A 21,301-nucleotide genomic window follows, 5' to 3' on the forward strand; every position below is an offset into this window, starting at 1 on the left:
CACATGCGAACCATAGAGACAATTACACAGCCAATTGCAACCATTGCTAAGTTTGATTTAGCGCTCTCTAGTGTTTGTCTTAAGCACCGTTTTAATCAGCAAGTTGCCAACATCAGTAAAGGAGTCTCCCACAGTGGTGACGGACATCTGTACTTGGTGCTAGGTTTATTAGCTTGGTATTTAGATAAAGAGCAGGGAGTTTGGTTTTTACTGGCGGGTTTACTTGCTTTTGCCATCGAGTTGCCAATTTATTGGACGCTGAAAAACAGTTTTAAGCGTCGTCGCCCTGAAGAACTCAGTGCACTCCTTCCTGCTTTTATTACCCCATCTGATCGCTACAGTCTTCCTTCAGGACACACTGCCGCTGCGTTTGTCATGGCGACGCTGATTGATCATTTCTATCCGAGCCTAGGCGTTGCTGCATTCTTTTGGGCAAGTTTAATCGGAACCGCGCGAATCTTATTGGGGGTGCACTTTTTTACCGATGTCATCATTGGTGCACTGCTAGGTAGCCTTTGTGGTGGGTTAGCGATTGCGATGCTGGGAGGCTAATTGATGAAAATCTTATACGGTGTTCAAGGGACAGGAAACGGACATATTGCGCGTGCGAGGGCGATGAGTCATGCGTTTAAAGAGCACGATGTTGAGGTCGATTTTTTGTTTTCTGGACGAGCGCCTGAAAAGTACTTTTCAATGGAAGCGTTTGGCGATTATCAGACTCGCCGAGGCTTCACCTTTATCACTGAAAAAGGTTCAGTGAACTATGCGAAAACAGCATTGAGTAACAATTTAGTGCAATTTTGCAAAGAAGTTAAACAGCTTGATTTGTCGTCCTATGATCTCGTGCTCAATGATTTCGAGCCTGTTACGGCATGGGCGGCAAAACAACAAAATAAGCCGTCGATTGGTATCAGTCATCAAAATGCTTTCCGTTATCCAGTGCCGTTAAAGGGAGCGAGTTGGTTAGACAAATCCGTCATTGAATACTTTGCGCCTTCTCAACACCACCTTGGTTTGCATTGGCATCATTTTGATCAACCTTTGCTACCACCGATAGTGCATACCGTCGATAGCCAAGCAGAAAATGATGATTTTGTTTTGGTGTATCTACCGTTCGAATCCATTGAAGACATCTCGGATTTACTGTTCCATTTTAACCAGCAAGCGTTCATCTGTTATCACCCCGATGTGATCGAATGTGAGCAAGTGGAAAACATAGAATTACGCCCTTTATGCCACAGCAACTTTCAGCATCATTTGCATCGGTGTAGTGGTGTCATTGCCAATGGTGGATTTGAGCTCCCTTCGGAAGCTCTGTCTCTAGGGAAAAAATTATTGCTTAAGCCACTCGCAGGTCAGTTTGAGCAACAAAGCAATGTCGCGACCTTAGAAGACTTAGGACTTGCGATGTCGATGGAGAGCTTAGACATTTCCGCAGTACGCCAGTGGCTAAAGGAGCAGCAAGCCGAAAGTGTGAAATATCCAGACGTTGCTCAGGCCATTGTTCATTGGGTATTACAAGGCGCGTGGGATTCACAAGCGGAGTTATCCAAACAGTTGTGGGAGCAAGTTGATTTCCCAAGTTACGTGTCGAACATTTAAGTACGTTGTTCTAAGTACATTGTTCCTTCCTATTTTTGACACGATTTTGTTGCAGCCTTTCAATCTAGAAGGCTGCATTTTTATTCTTTCTCTTTCATTTCTATTCAATGTGTATTTGCTGATAATTTGACTGATAAGTGCAAACTTTACTCAGAGATATAGTCGTCATCTGTTGGTTTGTCCTCGACTAATAACTAGGGTAAATGCATGCGTGTGGTGACCATCCGTCTCATCAATTTGCTAAATACTTCCTCAAAGAATGCGTTTTTACGTGTTTTATAGTTTTTTATGTTTTTATCAAGCTATTGTTATTTAAAGGGTAAATACCTAATCGGCTAAAATTTACTGATTAAATATCAATCTAGTTGCGAAACCGCAATCGATTAGTTGATAGTACAGTTCGAGCCGGAAGTATCCGGACAGCAAATATAATAAAAAGTTAGGTTATCTATTCGTAAAATGATTCGAATCCAGCCGCCGTCTTTTGTGCGAGATGGGATTCTATTCGTTATGAATTTAATGAACAAAGTTGACGATTACAAAAGAGGCGCACTCAATGTTAGAGAAGAAAGATGCGATGAGCGCAATTGCTAGCTACCGTATGGAAAGCACTTTGCGTGGTGTAGATTTAAACCTACTGACTGTATTTGATGCTGTGATGCAAGAGCAAAATATTACTCGTGCAGCACATAACTTAGGCATGTCTCAGCCGGCAGTAAGTAATGCCGTGGCACGCCTAAAAGTGATGTTTAACGACGAGCTGTTTATGCGTCAGGGCCGTGGAATTCAGCCAACGCAACGTGCTCGTCAATTGTTTGGCCCAATTCGCCAAGCATTACAGCTGATTCGTAATGAACTTCCTAGCTCCGTATTCCAACCAGAATCTTCGACTCGCTTATTTAAGCTGGCGATTTGCAGCCCTTGTGACATGCGTTTTGCTCCGAAGATCATGGCAAAAGTGAATCAACAAGCACCAAATGTTCAGCTTCACCTAGATGCAGAATTTGACCGTCTGTTGTCTGAGCGTATGCGCTATCAAGAAATTGATTTCGTGATCGATTATGCTCGCTTTGATGAGCAAGGTTTCTCAAGTACTGAAATTTTCAAAGATGAATTAGTGGTTATCGCGTCAAAAACACACCCACGCATTCAAGGTGGTGTAACGGCCGAGCAACTGCTTAACGAAAAACATGCGAAGTTATCGAAAGTGCACGGTCAACGTAGCTTCTCAGAACAAGCATATCGTGAACTGGATTGCCAAGCCGCGTACGAAGGCTCTAGTCTAAGCAACCTACTATATGTGGTAGGTCAATCTGAGCTTGTGACTATCGCGCCACGTTGGATGGCAGAAAATGCGGTAAACAGCGATCAGCTGCAAATTCTAGACTTCCCATTTGCAAACAAGGAAATCAGCGGCTTCTTAAGCTGGCATGAATCAAGTGAAAAAGATAAAGGCCACATTTGGCTGCGCGATCAACTGATGATCACTTGTGGTGAAGTGGTTGCCGCAAAATAAGATGACGTTTGGTCTTATCGGTTAAGACCATATTGGTAATCATCAATTTTTACAATTCATTGGTCCCCGAGAGATTTTTGTCTCTCGGGGCTTTTTGTTTTAGCAATCAACAATCGAAACAGTAAGTTAAATAGAGTAATCATTCAGCAGTTTTGGGTATGTTCGCGACGTATAAGTGATAGTTGTCTCTTATTAGTGATAAGTTTGATACTGGTCAGTTGCGTTTTAGCAAGCCGTGAGTACACTTGTTCGCTCAATTAGCTTACGCCTGTAAGCCAAAAGGTAAGTAAAAGAATGGCCAAGTTAGATTTTCATATCGTTAAACGTATTCGTGAACAAATTGCGAACGGTGGTACACGCGTTGCGCTCAAGCATAAAGTGGGTGAGGAATGGCAAGGTATTACGTGGACGCAATTTGGTCAGCAAGTTGATGCTTTATCACTTGCACTTTTGGCTCAGGGATTAGGAGTCCAAGATAAAATCGGCATTTTCTCGAACAACATGCCGCAATGGACGATTGCTGATATTGCAGCGCTACAACTACGCGGCGTAACAGTACCTATTTACCCAACCAATACCGCCGCTCAGTCGGCGTACATCATTGACAACGCAGACGTCAAAGTGCTGTTTGTTGGTGAGCAGCCACAATTTGACGCAGCAGTGAGCATTTTCGACCAGTGCGAGCAGTTAGAGCTCATTGTTGCCATGTCTGATGATATCGAACTTGGCGAGCATGATTTCGTTATCTCTTGGCAAGCATTTGTCGCCAAAGGCGATACAACATACCAAGTTGAATTAGACGCACGTTTAGAGCAAGCAAAGGAAGATGATCTACTTACGCTGATCTACACCTCGGGCACAACAGGCCAACCAAAGGGTGTCATGTTGGACTACGCAAACATTGCGGCGCAATTGGAAGGGCACGATCAACGTTTGAGCCTTTCTCAAAGTGATGTGTCATTGTGTTTCCTTCCGCTGTCACACGTATTTGAACGCGCTTGGACCTTTTATGTGTTGTACAAAGGGGCGACCAACTGCTATTTGCAAGACACCATGCAGGTACGTGATGCACTGAGCCAAGTGCAACCTACCGTGATGTGTGCCGTGCCGCGTTTCTATGAGAAGATCTTCTCTGCGATTCACGAGAAAGTGTCTCGCGCGCCAATTCATCGCAAGATCATGTTTACTTGGGCTGTGAACATGGGCGCAAAAATGGCCGCTTGTCATCAAGAAAAACGTCAGCCATCGCTCATGCTGCGCAAGTCATATGCCCTGGCGGATAAATTGGTTCTGAGCAAGCTGCGAGCGTTACTTGGTGGACAAATCAACTTTATGCCGTGTGGCGGTGCAAAGCTAGATGAAACCATAGGCCGATTCTTCCACGCGATTGGTATCAATGTGAAGTTAGGTTACGGCATGACTGAAACCACGGCGACAGTATCGTGTTGGGATGATAAGTGCTTTAACCCAGACTCTATTGGTATGTCTATGCCTGGCGCGCAAGTGAAGATCGGTGAGAACAACGAGATTCTGGTGCGTGGTCCAATGGTGATGCGTGGCTATTACAAAATGCCAGAAGAGACCGAAAAGACCTTTGATGAGCACGGTTTCCTAAAAACTGGCGATGCGGGTTACATTGATGAAAATGGCAACCTGTTCATCACTGATCGTATCAAAGAGTTGATGAAAACCTCTGGCGGTAAATACATCGCTCCACAAATGATTGAAGGGGCGATTGGTAAAGACCACTTCATCGAGCAAATCGCGGTTATCGCGGACACGCGTAAGTTTGTCTCGGCGCTGATTGTGCCGTGTTTTGATTCTCTTGAAGAGTATGCGAAAGAGTTGAATATCAAGTATCACGATCGCGTTGAATTGATTAAGCATCACCAAGTGGTCGAAATGCTTGAGAAGCGTATTAACGATCTCCAAAAAGAGTTGGCAAAGTTTGAACAGGTGAAGAAGTTTAAACTGTTACCAAGAGCTTTCTCTATGGATGATGGTGAGTTAACGCCAACTCAAAAACTGCGTCGTAAAGTCATCAATGACAAATACCAAGATGAAATTGAAGAAATGTATAAGGAAAAGTCAGAGAAAAAGTAACTTAAGCTGACTTAGATTTTATATTGATGAAAAAATCCCCAGTGATGTTATTGCGCATTGCTGGGGATTTTTGTTTGTGTTGATTCTTTCTATTTTGCTCACCAAATACAGCTATTTAGCACCCTATACTTAAAAGTTTCTGAAATAATGTTCTTTTTTTGAACGTTAAATTTTTAGGTTGTACTGTGAAATAAGGTATGTGTGGCTGCTATTCCTACTAACATTCTAATTACTAGCATCTTGTTCAAAAAGTAGACCAATCTCTCATTAGACCCGTTGATAATAAAACGTTACATTTGTTGGGTAACCTTGCGGGATGTTATGACGAACGCAAGACATAGCCGAAAACGTGGAAGTATTTCGATTAGGCTACGAATAAGACCTAGACTATGTAAAACCAGACCAATCCGTTGACCTTACGGTGAGGAAACTGGCTAAGGAGAGCAATTATGACAGCAATGTTGTCAGGCGCAGAGATGGTGGTTCAATCTCTGATAGAAGAGCACGTAGAGCAGATCTTTGGCTACCCAGGTGGCTCCGTTTTGGATATCTACGATGCACTGCATGCCAAAACCGATCAAATCAAACACGTACTTGTAAGGCATGAGCAAGCCGCCACTCATATGGCAGATGGTTACGCTCGCGCTACCGGTAAACCGGGTGTCGTACTGGTATGTTCAGGTCCGGGCGCGACCAATACCATTACTGGTATTGCCACGGCTTATATGGACTCCATCCCAATGATCGTTATCTCGGGTAACGTACCTAATAGCCTAATTGGTAATGATGCTTTCCAAGAATGTGACATCGTTGGTGTCTCTCGCCCAGTGGTCAAACACAGCTTTTTAGTGAAAAAAGCGGAAGATATTCCTGAAACGATCAAGAAAGCGTTTTATATCGCGACCACAGGTCGACCTGGTCCAGTAGTGATTGACTTGCCGAAAGATGTAATGAATCCGCAAATCAAACTGCCTTACCAATACCCAGAAACGCTTTCAATGCGTTCTTACAAGCCGACGACGTCGGGTCATAAAGGCCAGATTAAAAAAGCGCTTAAATCGCTATTAGAAGCGAAAAAACCAGTGCTTTATATCGGTGGTGGCGCTGTGATTTCTGGCGCTCATGAACATATTTTAGAGCTCTCCGACAAGCTGAACCTTCCAGTAGTCAGTACGTTGATGGGACTAGGCGCATTCCCTGGAACGCACAAAAACTCACTGGGCATGCTGGGTATGCACGGTACTTACGAAGCCAATATGGCGATGCATGAAGCGGATCTCATTTTTGGTATCGGTGTGCGTTTTGATGACCGCACGACGAACAACCTTGAAAAATACTGCCCAAACGCAAAAGTCATGCATATTGATATCGATCCATCATCGATATCGAAAAACGTGAAAGTAGATTTACCTATCGTAGGCTCTGCGGAAAAAGTGCTCACAACCATGCTTGGCCTGCTGGCAGAGCAAGAAGGTGGGAATGATCAAGATGCCATCACCGCATGGTGGGATGACATTCAGGTGTGGCGTGACCGAAATTGTTTGGCTTATGAGAAGTCACCAGAGCGAATTAAACCACAGCAAGTGATTGAAACCTTGCACAAGCTGACCAATGGTGATGCGTATGTTGCTTCTGATGTGGGTCAGCACCAGATGTTTGCAGCACTTTACTACCCATTTAACAAACCACGCCGTTGGATCAACTCGGGTGGATTGGGCACTATGGGATTTGGCCTTCCGGCTGGTATGGGTGTTAAGTTTGCCATGCCACAAGAAGAAGTCGTGGTTGTTACGGGCGATGGCAGTATTCAAATGAATATCCAAGAGCTTTCGACAGCCATGCAATACGACATTCCAGTGAAGATCATCAACCTGAACAACCGATTCCTAGGCATGGTAAAACAGTGGCAAGACATTATTTATCAAGGTCGTCACTCTAATTCTTACATGAGTTCTGTTCCTGATTTTGCAGCGATTGCAGAAGCTTATGGTCACGTCGGTATTCGTATCGAAACGCCTGATCAGCTCGAAGAAGGGCTACAAAAAGCGTTGGATATGAAAGATCGTCTGGTGTTTGTGGACATCAACGTAGACGAAACCGAACACGTATACCCGATGCAAATCAAAGGTGAGGGTATGGATAAAATGTGGCTAAGCAAAACGGAGAGAACTTAATATGAGACACATTATTTCACTGCTATTGGAAAACCAACCGGGTGCGTTGTCTCGTGTTGTTGGTTTGTTCTCTCAACGTGGTTACAACATTGAATCTTTGACGGTATCACCGACAGATGATGAAACGCTGTCGCGAATGAACATTACCACGACGTCTGATGAGATGCAGTTGGAGCAAATTCAGAAGCAGTTACACAAATTGATCGATGTGCTGAAAGTACAAGAAGTCACCGAGTACGAGCACATCGAACGTGAACTGATGATGGTGAAAGTGAAAGCCAGCGGTTTTGCGCGAGCAGAAGTTAAACGGACGGCAGACATCTTCCGTGGCCAGATCGTGGATGTCACTGCTGCTCAATACACGGTACAACTCGCGGGCACGAGTGAAAAGTTGGATGCTTTCATTCAAGCGATATCTGAAGTAACTGAAGTCGTCGAAGTTGCTCGTAGTGGGGTAGTGGGCATTGCCCGAGGTGAGCGCGCACTCAAACCGTAATTGTCTAATTGCATATAGAAAAGCCACTTAATCTAAGTGGCTTTTTGTTTAGAAAATAACAATTAATGATATAATTGTCGTTTTAGTAAGCATTATAGGCAGTAGACGCGTGAAAATACCTAAGCGAGTCGGCACATTGTTGGCGACAGCACTATTTTTTAGTGCGCTCACTGCAGTTTACTATTATCAGAAATATCTGACGTTATTAGAGAGTAACGTTGAGAATACCGCTCAAGAAGCATTACACCAACTGGCTTATACTGGTCGCGAATACAACAATATTCAGGATCAAATTGAGACGATCAGCGATCTTCTCGGTCACAGCCAAAGTCTTTACGACTATCTACGTCAGCCGAACCGAGTCAACCTTTCTATCTTAGAAGATATGTGGATCTCGGTTGCGATCAACCAAAAGCTATATAAACAAATTCGTTTTCTTGATATTACCGGTCAGGAAAAAGCACGGATTAATTACGATTTCAAAACGGGTATCGCTGCACCCGCCCTCAAATTACATGACAAGTCAGAGCGGGATTATTTTCATTACGCGCAAGGTTTAGGTAATGATGAAATTGCGTCGTGGGGGATTGAGCTGGAGCGGGAAAATGGTGAGCTTGTTTACCCTTATAGCCCTTCACTGCGTATTCTGATGCCGATTTCTCTCAATGGGAAACGCGAAGGGTATCTTGTTCTTAATGTTGATATTGAGTATTTATCTTCTCGACTCAACTACTCACCGGTGCGGGATTTTCATATTGAGTTAATTAAAAGTGATGGCTTTTATATCGCGAGTCCTAAGTCATCACGCTTGTACGGCAACATTATTCCAGCTCGTTCTCAATTTAATTTTGGCCGGATGTACCCCAACATTTGGCGCACGATGATCTCAGAAGTTTCGGGCTATGAGTACAACGGCTCGAATTTGATAGCGTATAGCACGATCCAATTTGTTTCTAGTGAACCACTTCATCTGGTGATTGATCTCACGAATGAGCAATTACTATCTCGATCTCAGCGAGATATTGATGACTTAATCCAAGAAGCGTTTTTTGTATTAAGTTTGGTGTTTGGTTTTACTTTACCAACGACCGCGCTAGCCCTGCACTATCGACGTCATAGTATGGAATCGAAGTTAGCTCGGGCTGCACTTGATGGCATGACTGCGGTGATGATCTCAGATGCCTCGCATCGAATCATTATGGTGAACCAAGAATTTGAAAACATGATGGGCTATTCCACCAAGCATACTCAAGGCTGGAATGCGCATAATCTAATTTTCTTACCGGAAGATCTCGAGTCGACCCTCAATATTTGGAATAAGCTTGCGAACGAGCACGTTTGGGAAGGTGAGGTTCGTTGTCGAACCAAGTTTAATCACGTATTTACCGCCATTATGCGCATTCAGGCAAACTTAACCAAGTCAGGTAAAGTAAGCTATTACATCACGTCGCTGGTGGATATTTCCGAGCAAAAAGAGCTGGAAGAAAAGCTACGCAACCTCAGTGAAAAAGATGGTTTGACGGGCTTGTGGAACCGTCGAAAATTTGAAGAGCAATTAGCGCAATATGCTGGGATTATTGAGCGTTATCCTGACAGTCCCCCTGCATGTTTGGCGTTGTTTGATATTGACCACTTTAAGCGCATTAACGATGAACTTGGGCACGATGAAGGGGACAAAGTGATTTGCAGTGTCGCTGAGACTCTTCTTAAAGAGGTGCGCAGTACTGACTTTGTGTCTCGCGTCGGTGGTGAGGAGTTTGCGGTGATCATGCCGCATACCACACTCGAAGAAGAAGAAGTTGTATTGAACCGGTTACGTGTGGCGGTTCAACTGCGCAGTGATAGAGCTATTACCGTTAGCGCCGGGTATAGTGATTTAACTTCTGATCGCACGCGCACTTATAAATGTGCTGATATTGCCTTGTATGAATCCAAGAGTGCAGGGCGTAACTGCGTATCGCTATGCCATAGTTTCGATGATATTGCTTAGCTCTTTTTCAAAAACAAAAAATCGGGGATAGACCCCGATTTTTATGCTTATTTTAGCCTCAGCGTTATTCGCTAGCCAGTATGCGATATTGGTTGTCGATGGCCGCTTCGATACACTGCATTGACTGTCTCAAATAGCGCTCTAGATAACCTAAAGCATCCTGGCTCTTTTTATCTAACGATGTCTTCATCAGCATTTCTTGCTCATCGATATTACAGTGCCCTGGGTTTCCAGTACCTAACATTTGCATAGCAAAATATTGGTAACGCTTAATTTGCGTGAGTAGATCACGGAAAAAACCAAACATATTGGCAGAGCCAGCGCCTTCAAACAGCGCAGTAAGAAACTGATTATGGCGTTCTTCCCATTCCTTCCAGCAAAAGCTTTCGCCAGATTTAGAGCGGGACAACTTGTGATAAGCGGTTAGGACGTCCAGTTCCCAATTTTCATCGCCAATCACAATTGCTTTATTTAGTAGGCATGCAGAGACCATTTGTAGGCTCTCGTACAAGTCATTCAACTCATCTTTACATACAGGTGCAACCCAGCAGCCTTTTTGCGGCTCGAGTTTGACGTATTTGCTCCACGATAACTGCACCAAAGCTTCGCGAATGGGTGACGCTCCTACGTTGTACTTCTCTTTGAGTTCCGCAACCACGAGTTTTTGACCCGGTTTAAGCACGCCATCGAGAATATCCTGACGGATCATTTTTGATACTTTGTCGGTAAGAGTGGGACTGGACACATACACCTCATAGAAATTTTAATCGTGACGACAAAATTAAACAGTACGCAATTCTGCATATGGTGAATGATACAGTTAGGCTATTATTAGAGCAAGAAAGCCATATAAAAAAAGAGGGCATAAGCCCCCTTTATCAATCAACTGAAGTATGAAAAGTTCAGTCTTATAGTACGTGTACAGAAGCTGTGTTCGTAGTACCTGAAGCGACTAGAGCACCAGAAACCATCACTACGATGTCGCCTTTGTTACCTAGACCAGACTCTAGAGCAAGCTCTTTACCTGCTACGTAGAATGCGTCAGTGCTTTCGATAGAATCAACAACAACTGGCGTCACACCTTTAGTTAGAACAAGTTGTGCTGCTGTTTTCTTGTTTGTTGTTAGTGCTAGGATGTTTGCAGTTGGGAAGTATTTACGTACTGAACGTGCAGATTTACCACCTTCAGTTGCAACAACGATAAGTGGAGCAGCTAGTTTCTCAGCTGTGTCTACTGCGCCTTTACATACTGCTTCAGTGATACGTAGACGTGGGCTGTCTAGACGAGAACCTAGCTCAGCTTTTAGAGCTGAATCAGTACGGTTCGCGATTTGAGCCATGATAGTTACCGCTTCAACTGGGTACTTACCTTTAGCAGTTTCACCAGAAAGCATTACTGCGTCAGTACCGTCCATTACCGCGTTAGCAACGTCGCCTGCTTCCGCACGAGTAGGACGTGGGTTGTTGATCATAGAATCAAGCATTTGAGTTGCAGTGATAACCATCTTACGTGCACGGTTACACTTCTCGATCATCATTTTCTGAGCGAAGATTACTTCTTCAGCTGGGATTTCAACACCTAGGTCACCACGAGCAACCATGATGCCGTCAGAAAGCTCTAGGATCTCGTCGAAGTTATCAACACCTTCTTGGTTTTCGATCTTAGAGATGATGTGGATGTTCTCGCCGCCGTTTGCCGCTAGAACTTCACGGATTTCTTGAACGTCAGAAGCTTTACGGATGAAAGAAGCAGCTACGAAGTCAACGCCTTGCTCACAACCGAATTTAAGGTCGTTCTTATCTTTTTCAGATAGAGCAGGTAGGTTTACAGAAACGCCAGGAAGGTTCACACCTTTGTTCTCGCCTAGTGCACCATTGTTAAGTACTTTACATTTAACTTCTGTTTCAGTCTTAGAGATAACTTCCATCTCGATTAGACCGTCGTCGACTAGGATAGTGTTACCTACGTTTAGGTCTGCTGCGAAACCTGCGTAAGTTACTGCAACTTTATCTTTGTTACCTACAACTGAAGTGTCAGTTGTGAAAGTGAATTCTTGACCAGCTACTAGATCAACGTCGTTACCGCCTTCTAGCTTAATAGTGCGGATTTCTGGACCTTTAGTATCTAGAAGAATTGCTAGTGGTTTGCCAGTAGCTTCCATTACTTTACGGAAGTTCGCGATACGAGTGCCGTGTTCTTCGTAGTCACCGTGAGAGAAGTTAAGACGCATTACGTTCATGCCTGCGTTCACTAGCTCAGTTAGCTTCTCTACAGATTCAGTTTTAGGGCCAATCGTACATACGATTTTGGTCTTTTTCATGGAAGATACTCTCCGGTAAGTATAGTTACAATTTGAAAGTCGGTTGTTTACTCTGAAGTTAGGGCGTTATTGATGACATTTAGTGCCTGTCACCCACCGATTTTTCGCCTCATTATCAGTACTTCAGATTCTGAAAGTCTTTCACCAAGTTTAGTCATTTTATGACTAAAAGATCGGCGATTTTGGTTACCTTTTTGTGACTAATCCCACTTTATATGCAGAAAGTTGCAAAAAAATAGCCTTCAATTCTGTAATTTTTTTTCTTTTCGGTGGCGAATTCTACCACTGAATGAATCCAATATCACTGTTTAAGAATTGTCTTAGGACAAGGTTTTATCGAGAAATATTAATTTTTTGGATCGAAATAAATGGACTTAAAAGTTTCGGTTTGACTATAATAAGTTTCACATCGAAACTTAAATTCAAAACGTAAATGTCGAAACGAAACACTCAACTAAGAAGACACGCCATTTCTAACTTGGTTTCTGAGCTAGGAGAAGTCAGCGTTGACGAACTCGCTCAGAAATTCGAAACCTCAGAGGTCACGATTAGAAAGGATTTAGCTTCTTTAGAGAAAAATGGCCAACTTCTACGCCGCTACGGCGGTGCGATTGCTATCCCAACAGAAGTCATTCACGAAGAATTGAGCGCTAATGTTTCGACTCGAAAGCTAAACTTGGCAAAAGCCGCGGCATCACTGATTCGAGACCATAATCGCATCGTGATCGACAGTGGCAGTACTACGGCTGCGTTGATTCAACAGTTGAATGACAAACGTGGCTTAGTTGTCATGACCAACTCGTTGCATGTTGCTAACGCCCTTAATGAATTAGAGAGCGAACCAACACTGCTGATGACTGGTGGGACTTGGGATACGCACTCAGAATCTTTTCAAGGCAAAGTAGCCGAATCTGTATTGCGAGCTTACGATTTTGACCAGCTATTTATCGGTGCGGATGGCATCGATCTCGAACGCGGCACCACAACATTTAATGAATTGGTTGGTTTGAGTAAGGTGATGGCGGAAGTGTCGCGCGAAGTGATCGTCATGATCGAATCGGAAAAAATCGGCCGTAAGATCCCGAATTTAGAGCTCGCTTGGCATCAAATTGATGTGCTAGTGACGGATGCTGATATTCAGCAAGAACACAAAATACAGATTGAACAACATGGCGTGAAAGTCATTTGCGCCTAATCTAATAATGTAATCAGTTTCATATTTCACTTCCCTCTGAATACAGGCCTTTGCTTGCTGCCTCTATCTGAAACATGGCTAGGGAAGAACAAAACTACAAACGGAGATAAACACATGTGTGGTATCGTAGGTGCAGTAGCACAACGAGATGTTGCAGAAATTTTGGTTGAAGGTCTACGCCGCTTAGAGTACCGCGGTTACGACTCAGCTGGCGTTGCTGTTGTTGATGGCGAGTCAAACCTAACGCGCGTTCGTCGCTTGGGTAAAGTGCAAGAATTGGCTGATGCAGTAGAAGAAGCAAAAGTGATCGGCGGAACGGGTATTGCACACACTCGCTGGGCGACGCACGGTGAACCATCTGAAGTTAATGCACACCCACATATGTCCGGCGATATTGCTGTTGTACATAACGGTATTATCGAAAACCACGAAGAGCTTCGTGAATTGCTTCAATCTCGTGGTTACGTGTTTGAATCTCAAACGGATACAGAAGTTATCGCACACATGGTTGAGTGGGAACTTCGCACTTCAGAAACGCTACTAGAAGCAGTACAAAAAACAGCAAAACAACTTGAAGGCGCATACGGCACGGTAGCGTTGGATCGCAAAGATCCTTCACGCATCGTAGTTGCACGTTCAGGCAGCCCGATCGTAATTGGTTTTGGTGTGGGTGAAAACTTCCTGGCTTCTGACCAACTTGCGTTACTGAATGTAACGCGCCGTTTCATGTACCTAGAAGAAGGTGATGTGGCAGAAATCACTCGCCGTGAAGTTACTGTCTTTGACGCAACGGGCGAGCTGGTTGAGCGTGAAATCGTAGAATCTAACGCAGAACATGATGCTGGCGATAAAGGCCAATACCGCCACTTCATGCAAAAAGAAATCTATGAGCAACCTAAAGCGTTGATCAACACAATGGAAGGCCGTATCACGGCAGACTCCGTTGTAACTGATGCGATCGGTGTTCATGCGGCAGACATTCTAAGTAAAGTAGAGCACGTACAAATCGTTGCGTGTGGTACGTCTTACAACGCAGGTATGACAGCGCGTTACTGGTTTGAAGACATTGCTGGCGTGAGCTGTGATGTAGAAATTGCGTCTGAATTCCGTTACCGCAAGTTTGTGACTCGTCCAAACAGCCTATTGATCACGTTGTCTCAGTCTGGTGAAACCGCCGATACGCTAGCAGCACTTCGTCTTGCGAAAGAAAAAGGTTACATGGCGGCGATGACCATTTGTAACGTAGCAGGTTCTTCTTTGGTTCGTGAATCAGATTTTGCGTTCATGACTCGCGCTGGTGTTGAAATCGGTGTCGCTTCAACCAAAGCGTTCACGACTCAGCTTTCTGCACTATTGATGCTGGTTACGGCGTTAGGTAAAGAGCAAGGTCGCGTTAGCAAAGAGAAAGAAAAAGAGATTGTTGAAGCGCTACACGCACTTCCTAAGCAAATCAACGCGGCACTTTCTTTCGAGAAAGACATTGAAGCACTAGCGACAGATTTCGCAGACAAGCACCACACACTGTTCCTAGGTCGTGGTGAATTCTATCCAATCGCGATGGAAGCGTCTCTAAAATTGAAAGAGATCTCTTACATCCACGCAGAAGCTTACGCGGCGGGTGAACTGAAACATGGTCCTCTAGCGCTGATTGATGCTGACATGCCTGTTGTTGTGGTTGCACCAAGTAACGACCTACTTGAAAAGCTAAAATCAAACGTTGAAGAAGTACGTGCACGTGGCGGCCTTCTATACGTATTCGCAGATGCAGACGCAGGCTTCGAAGGCGATGAAACAATGAAGATCATCACGATGCCTCACGTTAGTGAAATCACGGCGGCGATCTACTACACCATCCCAATGCAGTTGCTGTCATACTACGTAGCGCTGATCAAAGGTACGGACGTAGACCAACCACGTAACCTAGCGAAAGCGGTAACGGTTGAGTAATTACGCTTAACAGCAAAAATCCCAAGCGGCACATGCGAGAGTATGTGCCGCTTTTTTTTGTCTTATTCTAAGCGTGATGGAACGCTCAAGAGCCTTCGCCAGTAGGTTGCTTTCATGACAAAAATGTCATTTTGTTGAAAGGGTGGTGTCAGAGGCGGTGTTCAATAATGACCTCATTGAAAACAAGCACTCAAAGGTTAACAACATGAACGTAATCAAAACTGCTCTTTTTGTAACGGTAATGGCAATGACTAGCGCATCTGCATTCGCTCAACCACTTTTCACTGGTGGCAACTACGTGAGCCACGAAGAGATGAAAACCATCTCAGTTACGCCGACAGCAACGTTAGATGAGGCTTATCAACAGGCACTGTCTGAACTCAATTCACTTAAAACCATGACGGCTCGTGAACTGAATAAAGAGCTCAATATCCTGACGTTTAATGTGAAGTCTCGCAGTACGCATTTAAAAGATGGTGGCTTCGTGACCGTGCAAGAACGCATGAATGAAGATGGTCAGTTGGAATATTTGGGCAAAGTGAATGTCAAAGTGCATTATGCCGAACGCGATAACAATCGATAATGGTTTGCCAATGGGGAAGAGTATGGTGTGGTTCACATCATGCTCTTTTTCGAGCTTTATACTGGGTTCTCATCCTCCCGCTAACACACTAGGTAAGTAAAGTTGAAAATATTGATCGTCGAAGATGAGCACAAAGCCGGAGAATATCTGCAAAAAGGTTTGATTGAATCTGGGTATGTGGTGGATTTAGTGCATGATGGGGTCGATGGGCTTTATCACGCTACCAGTGAAGAATATGACTTAATCCTCCTCGACATTATGTTGCCTAAACTCGATGGTTGGCAGGTGCTTAATACATTGCGCAGTAGTGGGATTCACACCCCAGTGATCATGCTGACAGCGAAGGAGCAAGTGGAAGATCGCGTGCGCGGTTTTGAGCTGGGTGCCAATGACTATGTGGTAAAACCTTACGCGTTTGCGGAGCTACTGGCGCGTGTTCAAAACGTATTTCGTCATCATATTACCGCGCAAGTGGTCGCATCGCCGCAAACATTACGTGTGGCAGATTTAGAACTTGATATGATCAAACGCGTTGCCACGCGCGCGGGGCAGTCGATGTCGCTTACCGCCAAAGAATATGCCCTGCTTGAGTTGTTGATGCGCAAAACTGGCCAAGTGCTTTCACGTACCACCATTGCGTCGTTAGTGTGGGATATGAATTTTGACAGCGATACCAATGTGATTGATGTGGCGGTCAAACGTCTGCGTAGCAAAGTGGACAAACCGTTCGATAAACCACTGATTCACACTGTCAGAGGGATGGGCTACAAACTCGAAGAGAGTCGTGATGCCTAAGTTTTCGCTGCCTTTTTCCATGAAAAACAAGCTCGTGCTGATGTTTGTTAGCATGACGTTTGTTACCTATTTTTCTTTGGCTTTCATCCTACAGTACGCCATTGAGCGCCACTTTTATTCGCAAGATTTCAGCTATATTTCCAGTAAGTTCAATGCCATTGAGAACGAGTTAAAACGCTCGCCAGAGGATGTGTTCAAGCAAGCGAATAACAGCACGCTCTACATGTGGGTGTTTGAAGGCAAGCAGAACGTGTATCAGAATTCGAGCCTGACGATTCCTCAGAACCGAGCCTATAGCATTAGCTCACCTCAGGTTTTAAATCACGAGCGCGCCATCGAATGGAGTGAGGACTCGCTGAATATCCGCGCGTTTGCGTTTCAAGCTGGGGAGTATCAGGTGGTGCTCGGCATGAGTATCAACCACCATATTTTGTTTTTGGATAAACTCGACTGGATTTTGTTTTGGGCGCTCGGTTTGGCGTTTGTGATTTCTTCCGCGTTGAGCGGTTGGATTGTAAAACGTGGGTTGAAGCCGATTGTGGGGTTGAATCAGCACATTCAACAGATATCCCCAGAGCAAATGGGCATTCGTCTCGACCCCGATTCGTTGCCAATAGAACTGCGCGAGTTAGCCAACAAACACAACGCGATGCTCGATAGGTTGCAAACTGGTTTTCGCCGCTTGAGCGAGTTTTCTTCTGATATAGCACATGAGTTAAAAACGCCACTCACCAACATTACTACGCAAAATCAGGTCATTTTAGGTGCATGTCGAACGCCTGAGGAATATCAGGATGCGATTGCCTCAACGTTAGAAGAACTCAACCGCATCACGAAAACCATCAACGATTTGCTCTACATTGCCAAGGCTGAAAACAAGCTCATTCATCGCCATGACGAAGTGTTTGCGGTGCGGGAGGAAATCGACCGCTTGGTCGCGTATTTTGAAATATTGGCCGAAGATGCCGAGGTTCGAATCGTGAGCTCAGGCGACGGTCAGCTCTATATGGACAAAAACATGTTTGAGCGTGCAGTGGGCAATTTGCTCTCCAACGCGATTCGTCATGCGTATGCTGATTCAACCATTGTGATTGACGTTCAAGAGGTTGATGAACAGGTTACGATATCGGTCAGCAACCAAGGTGACACCATTGCCGAGCAAAACTTACCGTACCTTTTCGACCGGTTTTATCGCGCAGATAAATCTCGCCAACATGTAGGTAGCGTAGGTGCAGGGCTAGGTTTGTCGATTACCCAATCTATCGTGCAAGCGTATGAAGGACAGATAAAAGTAACATCAGATAAAGACAAGACGCGGTTTGTTATGATGTTGCCATCGGCAGGTGTCAATGGAAGTGATAAGTCAGTTGAAGCATAAAAGGCAAACCTTGGCTTGCCTTTTGAGACTCAAACTCGTTTGAAGTTATTTGGGTTATTGGCCCAGTTGATGAGCGGTTAGAATTGCAGAGTAGACATTTTCTGCCGTCACTGGGAATGGCATATTGTGGATGGTTTCTCCCTCGGCCGTTGAAGCTTCGGCGACCTCGCGCAACTTAGCGTGATTAAGCTCTTTAACGCCCATATCAAATAAGTTGGTTGGTAGACCTACAGATCGACAGAAGGCGAGAACCGCATTAATCTCTTCCATCGCTGCGTTTTCTAACACCAATTGAACAAGCGTGCCGAACGCGACTTTCTCACCATGATAGAGATGGTGACACTCTTCGAGCTTAGTTAGGCCGTTATGAATAGCGTGAGCGCCTGCTAGGCCACTGCTTTCAAAACCGATACCGCTTAGGTATGTATTGGCTTCAATAATGTTTTCTACCGCTTTGGTGCTCACACCATTTTCTACCGCAGCTTTTGCTTTTACACCATCTTCAAGCAAGGTTTCATAGCAAAGTTTCGCAAGAGCTTGCGCTGAACGCGTCGCTAAACCACCGGCCATTGTTGCCTTACCAGAGGTCATGTTGGCACGAGCTTCAAAGTAGGTGGAGAGTGCATCGCCCATCCCCGATACCAGTAGGCGAACTGGGGCTTTTGCGATGACTGATGTATCCATGATGACCATGTCTGGGTTTTTAGGGATCATCAAGTATTCCGCAAATTCACCTTCTGGTGTGTATATCACCGCAAGAGCAGAGGTTGGCGCATCAGTCGAGGCAATCGTAGGAACCACCACGACAGGAATTTTGGTGTAAAACGCAACGGCCTTTGCTGTATCTAACGTTTTACCGCCACCAATACCGACAATGACATCGTGTTTTTGAGTGGCACAAATGTCCGTGATGCGTTCAATCTCAACGCGCGAACATTCGCCACCAAAAATGTTCATAGTGAGTGGAAGCTTTTCGTCAGCAAAGCTTTGTTTGACGTCATCACCAACCAGATTAGTCACGAACTCATCGGCAATGACTAACGGACGTTCACCTAATGTTTTCACATAGTGAGCGATAGATGTAAGTACTTGTTCACCTTGGACGTATTTGCTTGGGCTGATAATAATTTTGTCCATAATTCAAACCTTTAACCTTTTTTATGTGTGTTTTGGACTGCAATGAAAATCCATTGTAGCGATAAGGTTTATATTAGGTTTGGTGAGGTAAGTGGTGAAGGATATCTCTGGTTTTGTTCCATGCTTTTATGACCTCTGTGTCAAACCGACTGTCAGAAGTAATAAGCATCAGCATGCTTTATGGCGCCGATCACTATTCAAGCGAATTAATCGTTTTTCGTTTCATATTGAAACAAAAATACCGAAGTCGTTGTTTCAATATGAAACGGATTGATTTTTGTTGAGCACGTTTTTTCTCTGTTTAAGATGAATTCATACCCTACATAAAAATATAAATGGAATGAGATAGAACGATGAAAAAGTTAATTAACCAAGTCGATGATGTTGTATTGCAGCAAATGGAGGGCCTGGCATTGTCCCGCCCTGAGCTAAAAGCCAACTACGAGCCTCGTTACATGTGGCACGAGGAAACGCCGGGGCAAGTGGCATTGGTTTCTGGTGGTGGCTGTGGTCATGAACCTTTGCACGCAGGTTTTATTGGTAAAGGCATGCTGACAGGTGCCTGCCCTGGTGAGGTATTTACTTCACCTACGCCTGATCAAATGTACGAATGTGGTAACCAAGTGAATACTGGTGAGGGCGTGCTGTTTATCATTAAAAACTACACCGGCGACGTGTTGAACTTTGAAACGGCCGTGGAGCTCCTTCATACCGATGGCATTAAAGTTGGGTCGGTGTTGGTGGATGACGATGTTGCAGTCAAAGACAGCCTGTATACCGCTGGTCGCCGTGGCGTCGCTGGAACGGTATTGGTTGAGAAGTTAGTTGGGGCTGCCGCGAACAAAGGTTATTCGTTGGAGCAATGTGAAGCTCTGGCTCGTCGCGTTAATAATCACTGTCGCTCATTTGGCGTGGCGCTTAATGCTTGTGTTGTGCCAGCGGCGGGTAAACCATCTTTTGTTCTGGAAGATGATGAAGTGGAGTTTGGTGTTGGTATCCATGGTGAACCAGGTATCAAGCGAGTGAAGTACACCGACGTCGATACGTTAGTGGATGAAATGTTTGCTGAAGTTGCTGAAAACACACCTTATCAGCGCACTTTGCGTATTTGGAATCGTGACGAAGGTGAATGGGATGAAGTGGAATCCAGCATTGAGCCTTTCGCCTCTGAACACGACTACATTGTGATGGTGAATGGTATGGGTGGTACGCCAACTTCAGAGCTTTACGGGGTGTACCGCCGTCTTGCTCATAACTGCGAGCAAGCGGGGTTCCGTATCGTGCGTAATATGGTTGGTAACTTCTGTACGTCACTCGATATGGAAGGCGTTTCAATTACGTTGCTGAAAGCAGATAAAGAGATGTTGGAGCTGTTTGATGCTCCTGTCGATACAGCCGCGATCAAGTGGTAACAGGGGGGAGCAAACATGCAAATTGAAAAACAACATATCGTTCACTGGTTAGAGTTATGTGCAAAAACGTATCAAGAGAATCAAGATTTTCTGACCGACCTTGATCGTGATATTGGTGACGCAGACCATGGTCTCAATATGAACCGAGGCTTTAAAAAAGTTGCTGAAAAACTGCCGCAATTTGCGGACCAAAATATCGGCAGCATTCTCAAGAATACGGGCATGACTTTGCTTTCTAGTGTCGGTGGGGCAAGTGGCCCGCTGTATGGCACGCTGTTTATTCGCACGGCTGCCGCTGTCGGAACTCGAGAGCAATTAACGTTTGAAGAGTTAGTGGATGCACTAAAAAGCGGTGTGGATGGCGTGGTGTCTCGTGGTAAAGCAGAACTGGGTGATAAAACCATGTGTGATGTTTGGTTACCCGTTTTAGTTAGCGTGAAGGCGTCGTTAGAAAATGGCATGAGCGCCGATCATTTATTGAATGAAATGGTTGAGCTAGCAGAAACAAATGCGGTTGCCACGATTGAAATGTTGGCGAAAAAAGGGCGAGCAAGCTATTTAGGTGAACGTAGTATTGGTCACCAAGACCCCGGCGCAACCTCTTCTTTGTTAATGATTAAAGCACTACAGCAGGCAATAGCAGGTAATTAAG

17 protein-coding genes are annotated in these 21,301 nt (G+C 44.7%); 14 read left to right on the forward strand and 3 right to left on the reverse strand.

Annotated features, from left to right (window positions below):
- The first annotated feature begins 3 nt into the window (after nt 1-3).
- The 7 genes from R7P36_RS11170 to R7P36_RS11200 all read left to right on the forward strand — a co-directional run bounded on the left by R7P36_RS11170 (nt 4) and on the right by R7P36_RS11200 (nt 9,881).
- On the forward strand, nt 4-552 hold the full coding sequence (locus R7P36_RS11170) for a phosphatase PAP2 family protein (protein WP_005379690.1): 549 nt from the start codon (nt 4-6) through the stop codon (nt 550-552).
- Between the two features lie 3 nt (nt 553-555).
- Nucleotides 556-1,602 (forward strand): MJ1255/VC2487 family glycosyltransferase, encoded by a 1,047-nt coding sequence (locus tag R7P36_RS11175; protein WP_005392259.1) that lies wholly within the window; start codon nt 556-558, stop codon nt 1,600-1,602.
- A gap of 556 nt (nt 1,603-2,158) precedes the next feature.
- Complete coding sequence (calR, locus tag R7P36_RS11180) at nt 2,159-3,118, forward strand: LysR family transcriptional regulator CalR (protein WP_005379693.1); 960 nt, start codon at nt 2,159-2,161, stop codon at nt 3,116-3,118.
- A gap of 294 nt (nt 3,119-3,412) precedes the next feature.
- Nucleotides 3,413-5,221, forward strand: coding sequence for an AMP-dependent synthetase/ligase (locus R7P36_RS11185; RefSeq protein ID WP_258615883.1), 1,809 nt, complete (start codon nt 3,413-3,415; stop codon nt 5,219-5,221).
- Nucleotides 5,222-5,670: 449 nt separating this feature from the next.
- Entirely contained in the window at nt 5,671-7,395 is a 1,725-nt protein-coding gene (locus tag R7P36_RS11190; protein WP_053809447.1) for an acetolactate synthase 3 large subunit, read from the forward strand.
- Between the two features lies 1 nt (nt 7,396).
- Nucleotides 7,397-7,891, forward strand: a complete 495-nt coding sequence (gene ilvN / locus R7P36_RS11195; RefSeq protein ID WP_005392253.1) for an acetolactate synthase small subunit — start codon at nt 7,397-7,399, stop codon at nt 7,889-7,891.
- A 109-nt stretch (nt 7,892-8,000) separates the two neighbouring features.
- Nucleotides 8,001-9,881: a diguanylate cyclase gene (locus tag R7P36_RS11200; protein ID WP_318122142.1), complete on the forward strand. Its 1,881-nt coding sequence runs from the start codon at nt 8,001-8,003 to the stop codon at nt 9,879-9,881.
- A 64-nt stretch (nt 9,882-9,945) separates the two neighbouring features.
- Here R7P36_RS11200 and R7P36_RS11205 read toward each other — a convergent pair whose 3' ends face one another.
- Nucleotides 9,946-10,632, reverse strand: a complete 687-nt coding sequence (locus R7P36_RS11205; protein WP_006742739.1) for a GntR family transcriptional regulator — start codon at nt 10,630-10,632, stop codon at nt 9,946-9,948.
- Nucleotides 10,633-10,789: 157 nt separating this feature from the next.
- Nucleotides 10,790-12,202, reverse strand: a complete 1,413-nt coding sequence (gene pykF, locus R7P36_RS11210) for a pyruvate kinase PykF (RefSeq protein WP_005392243.1) — start codon at nt 12,200-12,202, stop codon at nt 10,790-10,792.
- Between the two features lie 433 nt (nt 12,203-12,635).
- On the opposite strand from pykF, the gene R7P36_RS11215 reads away from it, so the two are divergent.
- From R7P36_RS11215 to R7P36_RS11235, 5 genes are all read left to right on the forward strand, one after another.
- The gene (locus R7P36_RS11215; RefSeq protein WP_005392240.1) at nt 12,636-13,397 is read left to right on the forward strand and encodes a DeoR/GlpR family DNA-binding transcription regulator; all 762 of its coding nucleotides are present in this window, start codon (nt 12,636-12,638) and stop codon (nt 13,395-13,397) included.
- Nucleotides 13,398-13,511: 114 nt separating this feature from the next.
- Nucleotides 13,512-15,344 carry a glutamine--fructose-6-phosphate transaminase (isomerizing) gene (gene glmS / locus R7P36_RS11220; RefSeq protein ID WP_005392238.1) on the forward strand — a complete coding sequence of 611 codons (1,833 nt, stop codon included), beginning with the start codon at nt 13,512-13,514 and terminating at the stop codon, nt 15,342-15,344.
- A 205-nt stretch (nt 15,345-15,549) separates the two neighbouring features.
- Entirely contained in the window at nt 15,550-15,927 is a 378-nt protein-coding gene (locus tag R7P36_RS11225) for a DUF3316 domain-containing protein (protein ID WP_318122143.1), read from the forward strand.
- Nucleotides 15,928-16,029: 102 nt separating this feature from the next.
- Nucleotides 16,030-16,722, forward strand: a complete 693-nt coding sequence (locus tag R7P36_RS11230) for a heavy metal response regulator transcription factor (protein ID WP_029805540.1) — start codon at nt 16,030-16,032, stop codon at nt 16,720-16,722.
- Entirely contained in the window at nt 16,715-18,100 is a 1,386-nt protein-coding gene (locus R7P36_RS11235; RefSeq protein ID WP_318122145.1) for a heavy metal sensor histidine kinase, read from the forward strand. Before R7P36_RS11230 ends, R7P36_RS11235 begins: the two co-directional genes overlap by 8 nt.
- Nucleotides 18,101-18,154: 54 nt before the next feature.
- On the opposite strand, the gene R7P36_RS11240 is transcribed toward R7P36_RS11235, so the two are convergent.
- Complete coding sequence (locus R7P36_RS11240) at nt 18,155-19,237, reverse strand: glycerol dehydrogenase (RefSeq protein ID WP_193447934.1); 1,083 nt, start codon at nt 19,235-19,237, stop codon at nt 18,155-18,157.
- Between the two features lie 353 nt (nt 19,238-19,590).
- Between R7P36_RS11240 and dhaK the strand changes: the two genes are divergently transcribed.
- Together dhaK and dhaL are read left to right on the forward strand one after the other, a co-directional pair.
- Nucleotides 19,591-20,649: a dihydroxyacetone kinase subunit DhaK gene (gene dhaK / locus R7P36_RS11245; protein ID WP_005392233.1), complete on the forward strand. Its 1,059-nt coding sequence runs from the start codon at nt 19,591-19,593 to the stop codon at nt 20,647-20,649.
- Between the two features lie 15 nt (nt 20,650-20,664).
- Nucleotides 20,665-21,300 carry a dihydroxyacetone kinase subunit DhaL gene (dhaL, locus tag R7P36_RS11250; RefSeq protein ID WP_005379705.1) on the forward strand — a complete coding sequence of 212 codons (636 nt, stop codon included), beginning with the start codon at nt 20,665-20,667 and terminating at the stop codon, nt 21,298-21,300.
- The last annotated feature ends 1 nt before the right edge of the window (nt 21,301 follow it).

The sequence above is a fragment of the Vibrio sp. 397 genome (assembly GCF_033339395.1).
In the GTDB taxonomy this organism is placed as follows: domain Bacteria; phylum Pseudomonadota; class Gammaproteobacteria; order Enterobacterales; family Vibrionaceae; genus Vibrio; species Vibrio alginolyticus.